10 protein-coding genes and 4 pseudogenes are annotated in these 16,365 nt (G+C 30.0%); 7 read left to right on the top strand and 7 right to left on the bottom strand.

The window, feature by feature from the left end; genetic code table 11:
• The first annotated feature begins 186 nt into the window (after positions 1-186).
• From ACWUD1_RS01230 to ACWUD1_RS01220, 3 genes and pseudogenes are all read left to right on the top strand, one after another.
• A pseudogene (locus tag ACWUD1_RS01230) lies at positions 187-1,214 on the top strand (M23 family metallopeptidase).
• Positions 1,215-1,766: a bactofilin family protein gene (locus tag ACWUD1_RS01225; RefSeq protein ID WP_472756734.1), complete on the top strand. Its 552-nt coding sequence runs from the start codon at positions 1,215-1,217 to the stop codon at positions 1,764-1,766. It begins immediately after the preceding pseudogene.
• Positions 1,756-2,253 carry a YaaR family protein gene (locus ACWUD1_RS01220; RefSeq protein ID WP_472756733.1) on the top strand — a complete coding sequence of 166 codons (498 nt, stop codon included), beginning with the start codon at positions 1,756-1,758 and terminating at the stop codon, positions 2,251-2,253. The genes ACWUD1_RS01225 and ACWUD1_RS01220 overlap by 11 nt, the downstream gene beginning before the upstream one ends.
• A 247-nt stretch (positions 2,254-2,500) precedes the next feature.
• On the opposite strand, the pseudogene ACWUD1_RS01215 reads toward ACWUD1_RS01220, so the two are convergent.
• From ACWUD1_RS01215 to ACWUD1_RS01190, 6 genes and pseudogenes are all read right to left on the bottom strand, one after another.
• Positions 2,501-4,062 (bottom strand): annotated as a pseudogene (locus ACWUD1_RS01215) (glycerol-3-phosphate dehydrogenase/oxidase).
• 33 nt (positions 4,063-4,095) lie between these two features.
• Complete coding sequence (glpQ, locus tag ACWUD1_RS01210) at positions 4,096-5,082, bottom strand: glycerophosphodiester phosphodiesterase (protein WP_472756910.1); 987 nt, start codon at positions 5,080-5,082, stop codon at positions 4,096-4,098.
• Between the two features lie 132 nt (positions 5,083-5,214).
• On the bottom strand, positions 5,215-6,249 hold the full coding sequence (locus ACWUD1_RS01205; RefSeq protein ID WP_472756909.1) for an MFS transporter: 1,035 nt from the start codon (positions 6,247-6,249) through the stop codon (positions 5,215-5,217).
• Positions 6,250-6,269: 20 nt separating this feature from the next.
• Positions 6,270-6,572 (bottom strand): hypothetical protein, encoded by a 303-nt coding sequence (locus ACWUD1_RS01200; protein ID WP_472756732.1) that lies wholly within the window; start codon positions 6,570-6,572, stop codon positions 6,270-6,272.
• A 141-nt stretch (positions 6,573-6,713) separates the two neighbouring features.
• Positions 6,714-8,203 (bottom strand): annotated as a pseudogene (gene glpK, locus ACWUD1_RS01195) (glycerol kinase GlpK).
• A gap of 56 nt (positions 8,204-8,259) precedes the next feature.
• A pseudogene (locus ACWUD1_RS01190) lies at positions 8,260-9,017 on the bottom strand (MIP/aquaporin family protein).
• 885 nt (positions 9,018-9,902) lie between these two features.
• On the opposite strand from ACWUD1_RS01190, the gene ACWUD1_RS01185 reads away from it, so the two are divergent.
• Positions 9,903-10,670, top strand: coding sequence for a hypothetical protein (locus ACWUD1_RS01185; RefSeq protein ID WP_472756731.1), 768 nt, complete (start codon positions 9,903-9,905; stop codon positions 10,668-10,670).
• Here ACWUD1_RS01185 and lnt read toward each other — a convergent pair.
• A complete protein-coding gene (lnt, locus tag ACWUD1_RS01180) occupies positions 10,634-12,187 on the bottom strand; it encodes an apolipoprotein N-acyltransferase (protein ID WP_472756730.1) in 1,554 nt (517 codons plus the stop codon). The two genes, ACWUD1_RS01185 and lnt, sit on opposite strands and share 37 nt — an antisense overlap.
• Positions 12,188-12,348: 161 nt before the next feature.
• Between lnt and ACWUD1_RS01175 the strand changes: the two genes are divergently transcribed.
• Genes ACWUD1_RS01175 through ACWUD1_RS01165 form a run of 3 tightly spaced genes read left to right on the top strand, consistent with a single transcriptional unit; the run spans position 12,349 to position 16,324 of the window.
• On the top strand, positions 12,349-14,361 hold the full coding sequence (locus tag ACWUD1_RS01175; RefSeq protein ID WP_472756908.1) for a hypothetical protein: 2,013 nt from the start codon (positions 12,349-12,351) through the stop codon (positions 14,359-14,361).
• 24 nt (positions 14,362-14,385) lie between these two features.
• Positions 14,386-15,492, top strand: a complete 1,107-nt coding sequence (gene ychF / locus ACWUD1_RS01170; protein ID WP_472756729.1) for a redox-regulated ATPase YchF — start codon at positions 14,386-14,388, stop codon at positions 15,490-15,492.
• Between the two features lie 13 nt (positions 15,493-15,505).
• Positions 15,506-16,324: a hypothetical protein gene (locus ACWUD1_RS01165; protein ID WP_472756728.1), complete on the top strand. Its 819-nt coding sequence runs from the start codon at positions 15,506-15,508 to the stop codon at positions 16,322-16,324.
• The last annotated feature ends 41 nt before the right edge of the window (positions 16,325-16,365 follow it).

Below are 16,365 nucleotides of genomic sequence, written 5' to 3'. Positions count from 1 at the left end.
AAATCATTTATGTATATTTATAGTATTTTTATTACATTTAGAGAGATAATTGATATAGAAGGTAAATTTTAGAATTTGGTGGTGTTATTTGATATTGGAACCATTAAATAAATATTTGTGTCTTTCAAATAAGTTTTCGGTATTCAGGATCTTAAGGATTAGTGAGTGTATGGTGAGAGGTTTATGATGAAAAATAGAAGAGGGATTGAAATCCTATCATTTTTAAAAAAAATAGATAAGATTTTTTTACAATTTTTAGTTCTTTTTTTAAGCTTGTAAATAGTATTTACTTTTTTTTCAGGCAAAATATTAGTTTTATGATTATTCCCCATGTTAAAGGGAATGTTAAGAATATAAAGATTTCTTTTTTAACTTTATTTTTATTTTTTTTATTTTTTCTTTTGATATTTATAGGATTTGTTTTGCTTGCTGTTAATTATGTTACTCTTAAATCTGTTGTTAATTCTACTGAAAAAAGTTATGCACTTGCGGAATCTGAGATTGAAGACTTTAGAAATACAGTTGTAGAGATTAATTCTGTTGCTAGTACTTTTTCTAAAGTCTTAGATGAACTTAGTACCTCTTTGAAAATAAAGGAAAGTCATGTATCTTTGAATCGTAGCAAATTGGAAGGAGACCTTGCAGATTTTATTGATTTGCAAATGTTAGAAGCTAATTCACTTAAGGAATTAAATGATCTAAAAAATGTTAAAAACACAATAGAAGGGTCAATTTCGCCTCTTAAGAGCATAGTTAAATTACTTCATTCTCAAAATAAACTATTAAATGATATTCCTTCGCTTTGGCCAATTATTAAAGGTGATGGTTTTGTTTCTTTGTATTTTGGCCCAGCTACTGAGCCTTTTACCGGACAGTGGTATATTCATAAGGGCATAGATCTTGCAGGAGTGAGAATTGGAACAGCTATTGTGGCAGCTGCTGATGGTGAAGTTGTTAGGGCTAGTTATCAGGTCACAGGTTATGGCAATTTTGTTCAAATTAAACATAAGTATGGACTATCAACTCTTTATGCACATATGTCTCGCTTAAATATTTCTAAGGGTTCGTATGTTAAAAAAGGTCAAATAATTGGGTTTCTTGGTCAGACGGGATATTCTACAGGTCCCCATCTTCATTATGAGGTTCGAATAGGATCTCAAGTCGTCAATCCTGATATGTATTTAAATTTAGCAACGGGGGGGGCTTCGAAATAAATGTTGGGTTTATTAAATATTAAAAAGAATAAGAAAAATTCAGTGTCTTTTCCTTTTTCTGAAGTAAAAACAATTATAGGAAAAGGTGATTTTTTTAAAGGAGAATTAAATTCAGATAATTTTATTCGAATTGATGGTGATTTTTTAGGAACTATTAACTCGAATAAGAGAGTTATAATTGGTGAGACAGGGCGAATTAAATCAAATATTAATGCAAATGAAGTTGTTGTTTCTGGAATAATTCTTGGAAATATTCATGCTAGTAATAAAATTAAGGTTTTCCAATCAGGGTGCATTATTGGTAATATTTCATGTAAGTCAATTGAGGTTGAAGAAGGGGCAATTATTGATGGATACATGAATATTGGTATTGGTAATCTTAGTTTTTCTGAAAAAGATGTTTTGATTTATACAGGTTCTTATAAAGTTGATGAAAATGTTTTAAATGAAGTAAATGAGGGCATGAAGCGTAGGAATTTAACTAAGGATGATTGTGTGGATAAGAGTGATAAATACTTGTTTAATGACATGAGTAAGATAGATGAAGATTAATAATTTAGTAGCAGGGGCTTTAAATCTTGATTCAAAGGATTATAAGACTGCTAAAAAAAAGGTTAATGCTAATAGGTCAAATATTTTTTCAGCGATATTTAAATCTGAACTCATAAGAGGAGAAGATAGACATTTTATTGTTCTTGAGAATGGTGAATTTAATCTTGAGCTAATTAAAGATATGTTAGATAGCATTAATGATATTGGTGAAAAATTGTTAAGCGAGCCTTCTCGTCAAAATGTAATTTTTTATAAAAAAGCTGTGGGAGAATTTTTATCTATTGTTTTATCATTTTCTATTACTCTTAAAGAACAAAAAGGAGGCAATAGTGGGGAGCTGAAAAGACCCAAATATCGCATTGTTAAGGTTATTAACGAAAAACTTGATAGGCTTGCTTATTCTGTTTTACAAAATCAGGTTTCTCAAATTAGGTTGTTAAGTAGTCTTGAAGAAATTCAAGGATTACTTGTCAATTTGCTTAAATAAATTTGAACTTTTACTTTTTTTATGATATCTACTGATATCTCTGTGTTGTTTTGTTGTTAAAGGATGTTATCTGCTTATAAAAAATTGAGTTAATTTATCATTGTTAATTCTGGTTAGCCTTTAGCAATAGATGTCTAGGGTACTGTTTTGTTTAGTAGAATAATTTAGTAGAGTAACAAATTGATGCTATATAAGAATAAATATTTAAAAATAATAGGGGGGGAGATTGTATTATAACCCCCATTGATTAAACTAAATATTTTATTGCTATCTCTTTAAAGTTTTTTATTTGCTCATCTCTCCATGCCTTAGATTTACCAAGTTGATTCATCATAATTTCAGCAACCTTTGGTGCAGACTCAATTGTGACTTTTGCATTGAAAAGTAAAGATCTCGTTCTTCTTGATAAAATATCTTCAACAGTTTTTGCTTGTTCAAATTGAATGGCAAATATTATTTGTGCTTCATTTAACGGCAAATCTATGTGAATTCTATTATTGAACTCTTTCATTTGACTTAAATATTTAAAGTCACTCCCATAAGGTCTGAAGTATTCAGGGATTTTAAGTGCCTCTTCTCTTTTTATGTATCCATGAAGTTTTAAATGTTTTGTTTGAGATGTTGAATCAGGTATTAATCTTTCATTAATTGCACTTTGTAAAACCTTTTCAGCCATCTTTCTGTAAGTAGTATATTTCCCACCACCAATTGTGATGAGATTTGACTTTGATATAAATATTTTTTCACTTCTTGATAATTTTGAGGTATTGTTGTCCCCTTTGAGATCCGCTATTAAGGGCCTATCCCTGAATAAACACTTAAGATATCACTTTTTGTTATTTTATTGTCTAAATAATTATTCAAGGTTTTTACTATGAATTCAATCTCATTTTCAAATCTTTTAGGTTCCTCTTCAATTTTGTCTATTGCAACATCTGTACTACCACAAATTATGACGTCATACCAAGGTACAGAAATTAGGATCCTATTATCAGTTGTTTTAGGTATAAGTAACGCGTATTTGGTATTTAATGTATCTTTTTTAAGAACCAAATGTGTTCCTTGAGAAGGTTTGATAATGTTAGAGGCATTAATATCATCTAGTTTTCTGACATCATCTGCAAAACTGCCAGTTGCATTTATTACACACTTACTATGAACAGTAACTTGTGTGTCAGTCATTCTATCTTTAATGATAACACCAGAGATTTGATCATTTTGTTTTATGAATCTTGTAATTTCTGTATAGTTGAATGCAATCCCCCCTTTTTCAGTGAAGGTTCTAAGTAAACTTATTATCATTCTGGCGTCATCAAATGAATTATCATAGTACAAAACAGAACATTTAAGACCTTTGGTTTTGATATTTGGCATTTTCTCTATTGTTTTAGATTTTGATAATAATTTTGTTCTGTACTTGGATTTTGTGTATTTGCCAAGAAGCTTATGATACCATTTGAGTCCTAAGTAGTAATAAGGGATACTTAAGATGTTATATATGGGCGTAACAAATGCACGCTCATTTATTAAATGAGGTGCGTTTGTTTCAAGTATAGCTTTTTCATGTAAGGCCTCTTTTACTAATGGCAAGTTAAACTGCGCTAAATATCTTACGCCTCCATGTAATAGTTTGGTAGTTTTAGAGGAAGCACCTTTTGCATAATCAAATTTTTCAATAAGTAGAGTTTTATATCCTCTTGTAATTGAATCTACCGCAATACCAAATCCAGTTGCTCCCCCACCAACTATTATTAAATCAAAATCTTGATTATCAAGAGATTTTAATTCGTCTTTTGCATGTTTATTCATATAAATTAAATATTCTCCTTAGTCAATATGATTTTACTGTTTTAAAAACTGTATTACTGTATCAGGAAAATCTGTGAATATACCATCTATTTGAACTTTGTTAAATAACAAATTTAATAGTTCATTTGTACTTTGTACGTATGCTGGTAATGCATCAACTCTAAATGTATAAGGATGAACTTCTAAATTGTATTTGTGTGCTAATCTTGTAAGATCTGTAATTTTTCCATCAATTATGATTTGGTTTATCCAAGGTCCAATTCCATCAGCATATTGTGAAACATCCCTCATACCCTCTGTTGATTTGATGTATTCATAGTCTGTTGGTGCTTCATCCCAGTCATTTTCCCCGACAAGCATTATTAATTTTCCTTGATATCCAAGTTCTTCTCTGATTCTTTTTAATTCATCAAAATCAAATGTTTGAAGATAAATTTTGTCTTCTTTTGATTTGTATCCGTATTTATTTAAAATTTCTATTACGATTTTGGATATGTCTTTACCTTCTTGTTTATGCCATAGAGGTTTTTTAATTTCAGGGTAGATACCAACATTTCTTCCTGTACTTTTGTTTAATCCTTGTATTAATAGTATTTCTTCTTCTAGTGTTGGGATTTTGAAATCACATCCGTTTAAAGGAAAACGATTGGGATATATTGGTTTTTTTGTTTCAGGATCAAATCTTTCACTAAGACTTAGTGATTTTAGTTCAACCAGTGTAAAGTCAACAGAATAGTATCTTCCATTTGCTCTAGCTCTTTCGGGAAATAATTGAGCCACATTTGTTGTTGTATCAAGTTCTGGGTCGTGCATTATGACAGGAATATTATCTTTTGTTAAGACAATATCTTGTTCTAAGTAATCAGCACCCAGAGCATAAGCATATGCCTTAGCTTCTAAAGTATGTTCTGGTAAATACCCACTGGCTCCCCTGTGAGCTATGACTAATGGTGATTTCATATTTATACTAACTTTTTCCTTGTTGCAAGAAATAATTAAAAGGATGTTTATTATGAACATTAATAATTTTAATTTTGTTAATTGCATTTGTTTAACCCCTCAAATATTATAATTACTACATTATATAATATATTAGTTTATTAACAGTGTATTTATATTATGTGTATAACATTATTATACAAAATATTATTATCATTTTTTATTATCAGTACTATATTCATGCTTAAGTGTTAGACTTATAAATATAATTGCCAATATGCATGAGATTATTAATAACTGAAAATAAACATCCCAACTTGTATAATCTAAGACAACACCTGTAATTGCCTTGGCAGCAACAGAGCCTATTATATACCCAAATATGCCTGTAAGTCCTGCAGCCGTGCCCGCAGCTTTTTTTGGTACAAGGTCAAGAGCATGAAGACCAATAAGCATCACAGGTCCGTAGATTAGAAATCCTATTATTGCTAAGAAAAGAGTAGTAAGCATTGGAGTATTGACTGGTAATTGCCAATATATAATTACTGCAATAAGAGTAGCTGTCATAAAGATTATACCAGTTTGAGATCTTTTTCCTTTAAAAATTTTATCAGATACCCATCCACAAAATAGTGTTCCAGGAATAGCTGAAAACTCATAAAAGGCATATGCCCACCCTGATTTGTCTATGGAGATTTTTTTTACTTGTGAAAGGTATGTTGGCGACCATTCTAATACACCATATCTTACAAAGTATATAAATCCGTTAGCAATAGCTATGGACCATAGTAACTTATTGTTAAGGACATATTGCATAAATATTTCTTTTGGACTAAGTTCTCTTTCAGCGTCTTCTGTATAGCTATCAGTATAATCATTTTCATATTCTTCAATTGGTGGTAATCCTACGGATTGAGGTGTGTCCCTTAGTGAAATTAGAGCAAATATTGCAATTATTACTACTAATGGTATTGGTGCGTAAAATACGGCTTGCCATATCCCGAAATACATCAAGGCCTGGCTTGATATTATTCCACTTATTCCTCCTCCTATGTTGTGGGATATATTCCAAGCTGCAACAATTCTTCCTCTTGTTTTTTTGGGCCACCAGTGAACCATAGTTCGTCCACATGCAGGCCATCCCATTCCTTGAACCCACCCATTTATAAACATGAAAATGAACATTAAGATTATGGTGGTTGTGTGATTAAGTGATTCCCATGGAAATGATCCGAATGTGAGAGTAATTATTGCTGTGAGAATCAGTCCTAGAGGTAAAAAATATCTAGGATTGCTTCGATTGAGACATTGCCCATAATAAATTTAGAAAATCCATATGCAAATGAAATTCCAGTAAAAATAAATCCTAATTGGCTTTTGCTAAATCCTTCTTTTTCCAGAGTTGGAATGACAAATGCAAAAATTGTTCTGGTCAAATAAAAACCCGCATACCCAACAACTATTGAAATAAAGAGTTGAAGTCTTAGTCTTGTGTATAATGGCTTTTCAAATTCTTTTTGCACCCTTTGTATGTGAGGTGCTGGTTTTAAAAAATTAAATAAGTTTTTCATATTGAATATCTCCATTATGTTTATTCAATTTTAACTTTATAAGTTAAATTTGCAATTTCCAAGTAATTTCCAAGAGATACTTAAGTTCAATAAATTTTACAAACTAATAGTATCTATGTATTATAGTAGGCACTATTAGTATTATTGAATCCAAGCTTTTGATCTCTTAATAGCTTTATGCCAATTATAAATTAAATCTTCTCTTTTGCTTTGTTCCATTGAAGGTTCAAATATTTTATCTACCTTCCAAAGACTTGTAATTTCTTCAACGCTTTCCCAGTATCCTATAGCAAGTCCTGCTAAGTAAGCAGCACCAAGAGCAGTTGTTTCTGTTATTTTTGGTCTAACAACGTTACACTGTAAAATATCAGCTTGAAATTGCATGAGTAAATTATTTTTACTAGCTCCCCCGTCAACTCTTAATTCTTTTATCTCGAATCCTTGAATAGAATTTCGCATTTCAGTTAGTACATCAAAACTTTGTAGAGCAATGCTTTCAAGAGCAGCTCTTGTGATATGTTCTTTTGTTGAACCTCTTGTAAGTCCAATAATCATTCCTCTTGCATAAGAATCCCAATGAGGAGCTCCAAGTCCTACAAATGCGGGTACAAAATAAATGCCACCATTATTATCTACTGATGCTGCCAGTGCTTCTGATTCATCATCTTTTTTAAATAATTCTAGATTATCTCTTAGCCATTGAATTACAGCCCCCCCAATGAAAACGCTTCCCTCAAGGGCATAAGTTACTAAATTTTTCCTTGTCCATGCGATTGATGTTAATATCTTTTGTTCATTAATAACAGGTTCTTTGCCTATATTAACTGTAAGAAAACAGCCAGTTCCATAGGTATTCTTAGCCATTCCTTTTTGAAGACATGCCTGTCCAAATGTTGCTGCAAATTGATCCCCTGATATGCCTGAAATAGTAATTTCTGTTCCCAGTATAGAAGAATTAGTTTTGCCATATACTTCAGAACTTTGTTTAAGTTCAGGTAAGATTGATTTTGGAATATCTAATATTTGTAGCAGTTCATAGTCCCATTTAAGTGATTTAATGTTTAAAAGCAGGGTTCTTACGCATTAGAGTAATCTGTGATGTGTATTTTTCCTTTAGTAAGATTCCAGATTATCCATGTATCTATCGTTCCAAAGCATAATTCTCCATTTTCTGCTCGTTTTCTTGCTCCTGCAATATTGTCCAGTATCCATTTTATTTTGGTGCCACTGAAGTAAGCATCTAACACAAGGCCTGTTTTTTGTAAAAAGATTTTATCTTTTCCCCCTGCTTTTAATTCATAACAGAGTTGTTCTGTTCGTCTGTCTTGCCAGACGATTGCATTATAAATTGGATATCCAGTGTATCTGTCCCAGATAATGGTCGTTTCTCTTTGGTTTGTAATTCCGATTGTTGCAATTTCATTGGGAAAAGTTCTTGCGTTTGCTAAAGCTTCCGTCATTACTCCTAATATAGAATGCCATATTTCGTTTGGATTATGTTCAACCCAACTTGTATGAGGATAAATTTGCCCAAATTTCTTTTGGGCAAACCCTTTTATATTTGCATATTTGTCAAATATTATTGCTCTTGAGCTAGTCGTTCCTTGTTCGACAGATAAAATATATTTCATAATGATTGTCCTTCCTTAGCACTATTATTAACAATTAATGCTGGGGATAAATTGAATTATTTTTTGTCTTCTAGGGTAAATTTATAAATTACAGCACCTAAAATGGCGCCGATTATTGGACCTAATATAGGGACCATAAATACAGTTGTTTCGTTAAAACCGTAATTTTTAAAACCAGCTATTAGTAGTAATATTCTTGGCCCCAAATCCCTTGCTGGATTAATAGCATAACCCTTCATTTCCCCGAAGCTTATTCCAATAGCTATAACTATTGCTCCAATAATGAAAGGGAAATAAGCTTTAATATCTCCCTTTGTAAACTTTTCAACAACTAAGACTAACAACATCAATAAAAATGTTCCAAATACTTGGTCAATAAATCCAGACCAAAAACCAGGAATGGCGGGTAAAGTTGACATGATGCCCTGAGTAATTTCAAAGATAGGATCTATTTCTATCTGTTTAGGATAGAATACAATTAATGTCATTAGAGCTCCGAAGAGTGTTCCAAGCATTTGAGCCGAAATATAGTGGACAAGTTTTGACATTGGGCATTTTCTAATAATAGTTAGCCCAATACTAATAGCAGGGTTTAAGTGAGCACCATTAATTCTTGAGGCTGTATATATCCCAAATGTTATACCTAGACCCAGCCAAATACTATATTTGTATAACCCCCATTTATTATTTCTCCAGCTACAGCAGAATTTGATGGAAATAAGGTTGCCATTGCCACAGACCCTGTTCCTAGTGTTAGAAGGATAAATGTACCTAGGAATTCTGCAACTAATTCTTTAAATCTTGTATAAATCATACTTTAACCCCCTTATGCTATGCAATGTTTAGCTTAAAATGAACCTTCTAACGATATTCATCATGTTTAAATTAAATATTGTTGTTTTTATAATTTGGTTTGTTAAATTTTTTCAAAGATAAAAATTGCATTTAAATTTTTTAGGTTGTTGTTTATTTATTTGACACTTTACCATCGTAAGTTTTTACCATCTCCATTTCACAAGTAAATTTTTTGTTGTTAAATAAGATTATGACTTGTAAATTCTTGTCAATTATAATTATTGTCTCCTTTGTTGTTTAGAATTATATGATTTGTAATTTTACATAAATTAAAACTTTTGATTAATGTGTTAATTTTCTTTATATGTTGCTTTAAAATGGATTTTTGTTTGAACTTTTGTCGTATAAATTTAATTGTTATTTTTATTATAAATTGTTTAATCGTCACGTTAAAAAATATTAAATTGTTTTTTAAATTACTTAATGTGGATTTGCTATCCATTCATATCCCTTTAGATTTAGAATTAAAACATGTAAAGTTAGTGTCTTGACATTAAAAATATTATTTTTTATTGGTATTAATGTCAATATTTAAAAAAACTAAATTGAATAGTATTTAAATTCTTTTTTTAATTAAGATTTAAAAAAGATTATTTTGTTGTCATCTTTTATTTAAGAATATTAATATTTGTTTACAATAGTGAAATAAGCAATTGTATTATTCGTTTTGATATTTAGATGCATTGATAATGATTAGCATTAAAATATTTTTGATTATGACCATAAAAGCAAATTTATTGCTTTCATTAAAGATAAACTTGTAATATAATTACTTATAACAATTGGTAATTTATTAATTTGACTTTTATTTTTTTGAGGACAATTAGATTTTATGGAGGTTGGCATGAGAAAATTGGTGTTTTTATTTTTTTCTTTTGCTTTTATGAATGTATTTGCAAAAGATAGTTCTTTAGTTGATGATACACAAAAAGAACTTGCCATTTTTTATTATGAGGTTGGACAACGATATATTGATGTCGGCAAGGTGAAAAAGGGCAAGATTTTTCAAAAAAAAGCTTTGGAAATTTATCCAAAATTGAAAGAAGAAGTTAATTTTAAAGCTGCTGTAGAAGAGATTGATTCTAAAATTAGATTAGAAGGTAGTGAATCTAACTTTCTTTCATTTCATGATGTTAAGCTTGATGATATTCCAGGCATAAAGCATGATAAGGTTGAAATTAGCGAAATAACAAATGCTCCCAAGATAGAATATATTGCTGATAGGGAAAGGGGAAAGCATAAAGAGCAAGCGATTAAGTTTCAATTTAGCAAATTTGTAAGAGCTTTTCTTTTACAGGATTTAAGTTTACTTAATTCTGTTATGGCCGATGAGGTTAAAGTTTTAGGAAAAAATGAGACTAGGGATGATTTTATTGCAAGTTTAGAATTTGCCTCAGATCATTTAGATAAAGACGATTTAAGTTATTTTGCAGTTGATGATTTTTATGACCTTAAATCTTTAAATATTGTGAAAATTGCAGATGATTCTTATAATGTTAAAGTTAAAGCTAAAAAAAATGCTCTTACTAATAAGATTCCGTTTTGGAAGGATGATCAGACTTTATCTTTTATAAATCAAGATAATAAGTGGGTGCTTTTTTCAATAAAATGAAATCTTAGCGTCATAATTACAATTGCTATTGCTAAGGCATATATAAACAAGTCCCCAATGTATTCATAGGTTGTTGTGAATCGTGGGGGTAATTTTATTTTTGATATTAGATAACCTTCTTTAAAGGTTTCTAAGCTTTTTACATTTTCCCCATATTCATTGATAATAGCAGTTATTCCAGAGTTTGTAGCCCTAATAGTTTTAATTCCGTTTTCTATACTTCTAAATTTAGCTACTACGAAGTGTTGCCATTCTGATGAGTTTGTATGTGACCAAGAGTCATTTGAAAAGTTTAATAATAAATTTGCGTTTTGTCTTTTATAACTTCTTGCAAGATCTGGAAATGCATCGTCATAGCATATTAAGAGCCCGCAATGGAATTTTTTGAGTTTAAAGATTTCAAGTTTATTTCCATTCATTTGTCCTGCAATGTTAAAGTTTTTATTGAAAAAATCTTTAACAAATTGGTATTCATAAAATGGTATTTTCTCAGAAAAGGGAACTAAAAATATTTTAGAATATATATTTTCTATCTTAAGATTAGGGTTGATTGCGTAAACTGAATTTTGATGTGTTGATGACTTATAATCTCTTTTTGAAGGTGCTCCTATTACAAAGTGGGCATTATTGTTTATAATTAGTTCATTCATTGAGTTATATAATTTAAGAAGTTCTTCGTCATAGGAAATGTAATTTGCGTAAGAATTAAAAGGTAGAGTTAATGTCCCTTCACTCCAAAGTACAAGTTCTGTGTCTGGATATTTTTTTAAGGCTTGTTTTGTGAGTTTAATAGATTTTTTAATGCCTTTTTGATGATTCCCAAGAACCCAAGGATCAGTATTGAGTTGAATTGCTACAATATTGAGAGTGTCTATTTCTTTACTTAAGATTGGATTTAGTTGTATTTTTTTCATGATTCCATAAGCAAAAGAAGTACTTACTAGTAGAGTGGAGAATAATAAACTTAATGTATTGATTTTACTTTGTTTGATCAAAAAATTTGCAATCCCTGCATTAAAAAAGTAAACTATAAAACATACGAAAAATACACCAAAAATGTCAGCCACTTGTATTAGATCATTAAAGTTATTGACCGTAAAGGCAGCAAATCCCCAAGGATATGCTGCAAAACCTATTGATTTTGAATAGTCATAAAATGTAAAAAGTATGGCTAAGGTTAGTGTTTTATTCTTAAAAGTTTTTAATGCATAATATAGTAAATATCCTAAAACTAAAGCATAAGGAATATATCCAGTTACTGCCCCTAGGAATGTGATTGTTCCAAATGCATGAAAAAATGCAAGCCAAAAATTTTGTAGACTATTAGCTATTAAGAAGTAAAAAATTGTTAAATAAATTAAAGTTTTTTTATTTTTTGTTTGTATTAGTGCAATGAAAAGTGGTATATATGCAACTAAACCAATACTTGAATATCCCATATTTTTTAGTTCATTTGGAATTGCTAGAGTTGTAAGCATAGCAGAAAATGCAGCTAGGCAGAAATATCTTGTTTTCATTTGACCTCTTCTTTACTAATTTTATTTGTAAAAATGTACTCTATATTTAAGTAGTACAGATACTAATATGTGATATTGCATAGTATTATATATATAATATATATTATATATTTTGTATAATAATGCCAAGTTTATATAATGTTTTCTTAATGATAAAGAGAATGGTTTTAATGTTAAATAAAATTATTTTATTTTTTTGGAGTGTATTTGCTTTATATGCTCAGGGTATTATTACTAATAAGGATGCCCAAGAAGAATTTAAATGGGCACTTAATTCCTATAATAATGGGCTTTATGATGATGCTTTATTATCTCTTAAACGAATTTTAAGTTTTGATCCAAGTAATCGTGATTATCATTTTTGGATAGGCAATGTCTATTATAGATTGGGTTATGTTGAAGAGGCTTTGATGGAATGGCGAAATTTACAATCTCAAGGATATAAATCAGCTTATTTTAGGCAATTAATATCTATAATCGAACAGAGAAGAGGCATATCATTAAATAATGAACTTGATGTTGAAAAATTTGTTCAAGTTGCGTCTCTTAATAACTCTATTTACAATAGGCCATATGGATATCAGATTACATCTTTAAAAGCTAATCAATATGGTGGATATTATGCTGTTAATTTTGTGGGAAATGAAATATTACATTTTGATTCTAACAATAATGTTAATGTTTTAGTTAGAAATGGAATTGCCCCTTTAAAATCGCCTTATGACGTGATTGAGCTTGGCGAGTTGCTTTATGTTACGCTTTATTCAAATGATGAGATTGGCATATATGATAAAGCTTTTGGTATGAAAAAGGGTTCAATTGGAAAAAAGGGTACTAAGCCTGGTGAATTGCTTGCCCCCCAGTATATAACAATTGATGATAGGGATTATATTTATGTTAGTGAATGGGGAAATAAGCGAATAAGTAAGTTTGATGCTAAAGGTAATTTTATCTTGCATTTTGGTGTTAAGACAGTTGGATATATGGGACTTTTGGGCCCGACAGGTGTTACATATTTAAATGGAAATATTTATGTTGCTGATGCTCCTAAGAATTCTATTGAGGTTTTTGATACTAGTGGCAATCATTTATATTCCCTTGAAACTTTTCTTGAGGAGATAGAAGGTCTTAGTAGTGATATTTTAGGCAATAACATCATTATATCGTCAAAGTATGGTGTTTATAAATATAGTGTTTTAAGAAAAGCATTTGTCAAACTTTTAAAAGCAGATAATATTGATTCCAAAATTTCATCTTCAATTATTGATGTTAATAATCAAATTATAGTTTCAGACTTTGATAATGCTCAGATTTCAGTTTATAAAAATGATGTTAGCGTCTATGACAGCTTAAATGTTGATGTACGTAGAGTGATCAGGACTGGGGGGCCTAAAGTTTATGTTGAACTTAATGTTAGCAATAGAAATGGTTTGCCAATCATAGGTCTAAAGAGTGAAAATTTTGCAGTTGCTAACGAAGCACATTATATTGTTAATCCTAAAATTGCTTATGATATTAATACCTCTAATGATATGAATGTCGCAATTGTTTTTGATAAATCTTTTGCTATGAAAGATTATGAATCAGAGCAAATTATAGGTGTAAATGCTCTTATAAAGTCTAGAACGAATAAAAAGTTTAGCTTTATAAATGCAACAAGTGTGCCTTTGGTAGATAGTATTGAGAGTTTGGTAAATACTATTCATAGGACGGATTCTCTTGGAGCTTACGATTCAAGCCATGTAAAGACTGATGTTAGCCTTAAACTTGCAGGTTCTGAACTTATGTCAAAAAGTGCAAAACGGGCCGTGCTTTATTTTAGCAATGGAGCTTTAAGTCGTTCTGCTTTTAGTAGATATTCCATAGATACTATTTTAAGTTATTATAAAAATAATGATATTAGATTTTATCTAATATTATTTGGCAATAATCCTGTTGAGTCTAGATTGCAGTATTTGGTAAATGAAACTGGTGGTGCAATTATTCCTTTTTCATCTTATGAGGGGGGAGTATCTAAAATTTATGATTTAATAATGGAACAAAAGACGGGAACTTATTTGCTTGAATATGATTATCCGGGTTTTCAAGAACCTAATGGATATTATAATCTGTCTGTTGAGGTGAATTTTAATCAACAGATAGGTAGAGGGGAATTTGCATATTTGGTTAATTAAATTTTAGTTTATGAGGTTTTATTTATGGCTCTTAATGGAGGAATAGTGGGATTGCCTAATGTTGGCAAATCCACTTTATTTACGTCTCTAACTGCATCAAAATCAGAGATTGCTAATTATCCTTTTTGTACTATCGAACCGAATGTGGGGATAGTGGAAATACCTGATGAGAGGCTTGCACAAATTGCCAGTTTAGTTTTGTCACAAAAAACAATTCCTGCTGTAATGGAATTTGTTGATATTGCAGGTCTTGTTAAGGGCGCTTCTAGAGGTGAGGGTCTTGGTAATAGATTTCTAGCAAATATTCGTGAAGTTTCTATTATTGTACATGTTGTTAGATGTTTTGAAGATAGGGAAGTGATTCATGTTGATGGCGACGTGGATCCGCAAAGAGATATAAATACAATTAACATAGAGTTATGCCTAGCAGATCTTGATACTGTACGGAAAAGCATCCTGAAAAATGAAAAAAATATAAAGAGTTTTGATAAAAAGGTTAGTGAGAATGCACGGATGATTGTTGCTATGCTTAAATCTCTTGAAAAACATTTGATGAATGTTGAACCAGCAATTCAATTTGAGTTTGATGAATTTGGCTATAATTTTATTAAGTCTTTAAATCTTTTGACTATGAAAAAAGTTGTGTATGTTTGTAATGTTGACGAGAGTTCTCTTTGTGGCAATAAATATACAGATATTGTGAGAGACATAGCTTTAAGTGAGGGTAATACTTACTTAATTTTGTGTGCTAAGATTGAAGCAGAACTTGCTGAGATTAGTAACGTGCGTGAGAGAAGAGAAATGTTTGAGTCCATGGGAATAAAAGAGAGTGGTCTTAGTAATTTAATACGAACAACTTACTATGCTTTGGGATTAAGAACTTATTTTACCGCAGGAGAACAGGAAGTTAGAGCTTGGACTTTTATTGATGGAATGAAAGCTCCAGAAGCTGCAGGTATAATTCACGGTGATTTTCAAAGAGGTTTTATTAAAGCAGAAGTGTATTCATTTGATGATTTAATAAAGTTTCAGAGTATTCAGAGCGTAAAGGAAAAAGGGCGTCTTAGACTTGAGGGTAAGGATTACTTGGTAAAAGATGGTGATATAATTTTCTTTAAATTTAATGTTTAGATATGACATTAATATGAATGAGTTTTTTAATAAGATCAGATTAATTGTTATTTTTCTTTTTAACGTAGGTTTTGCTGTATTTTATATGTTGTTATATAGCAATATATTTGGTACTTTTATTGTTTTTTTAATAATAATAAATCTTTTTATAGCAATCTTTTACCTGAGATATTTTTATGAACTTGATTTTAAAGGAAGTAAGATTTTTTATAAAAAATTTTGTTTTAAAATTAATTTTGATTTTAATGATATCGCATGGATTGAAAAGAGATTATTAGATAGTGTGTTGTTCTTAAGGTTAAATAATGGACGTAAAATAAAAATTTGTTTTTCAAGAAAAGAATATTTAAATAAGTTTGTCAGAAAACTTAAAAGTGTTAGAAGTGATTTATTTACTGCAAAGACCCAAGCATTTCCAATAAGGTATTATATTGCAGGCGTTTATTTGGCGGCATTTTTATTGCAAATTTTGATTAGCATTCTTGTTTGTTATATTTCATTTGATAGTATAATAATATTTTTTTTGGTTTCCCTTGTTGGTGTTAGGGTTATAATAAATGATATTTTAGTTATTAAAGATTTGGTTATTTTTTATGAGTTTAGAAAGGATTCGGTTTATGAGAGAAAAATTTTTTCTGGAAGAGAATACTTTTATAAATTTTTTGATAATGTATTTATTAGTGGTTATGAATTAGGTATGGGTGGTTATTTGTCTTTTATGTATAAACATCAAGGTGCCTTTAAAAAGGTATATATTAATAATGAAAGAATGTCTTATTCAATGCACAAAGAATTTGCTTATATTGATAAATATGCTAATGAGTGTGTTTAATGTATGATTGACTATATTGTAATTAGTTGGTATATTTATTT

The organism is Borrelia tillae, from assembly GCF_055693965.1.
This window is presented reverse-complemented; position numbering and strand designations above follow the sequence as displayed.

Coding starts and splice junctions, on each gene's coding strand:
- ACWUD1_RS01225 (WP_472756734.1), top strand. CDS start 1,215: ATGTTGGGTTTATTAAATATTAAAAAGAATAAGAAAAATTCAGTGTCT.
- ACWUD1_RS01220 (WP_472756733.1), top strand. CDS start 1,756: ATGAAGATTAATAATTTAGTAGCAGGGGCTTTAAATCTTGATTCAAAG.
- glpQ (WP_472756910.1), bottom strand. CDS start 5,082: ATGTTCATAATAAACATCCTTTTAATTATTTCTTGCAACAAGGAAAAA.
- ACWUD1_RS01200 (WP_472756732.1), bottom strand. CDS start 6,572: ATGAAAAACTTATTTAATTTTTTAAAACCAGCACCTCACATACAAAGG.
- ACWUD1_RS01185 (WP_472756731.1), top strand. CDS start 9,903: ATGAGAAAATTGGTGTTTTTATTTTTTTCTTTTGCTTTTATGAATGTA.
- lnt (WP_472756730.1), bottom strand. CDS start 12,187: ATGAAAACAAGATATTTCTGCCTAGCTGCATTTTCTGCTATGCTTACA.
- ACWUD1_RS01175 (WP_472756908.1), top strand. CDS start 12,349: ATGGTTTTAATGTTAAATAAAATTATTTTATTTTTTTGGAGTGTATTT.
- ychF (WP_472756729.1), top strand. CDS start 14,386: ATGGCTCTTAATGGAGGAATAGTGGGATTGCCTAATGTTGGCAAATCC.
- ACWUD1_RS01165 (WP_472756728.1), top strand. CDS start 15,506: ATGAATGAGTTTTTTAATAAGATCAGATTAATTGTTATTTTTCTTTTT.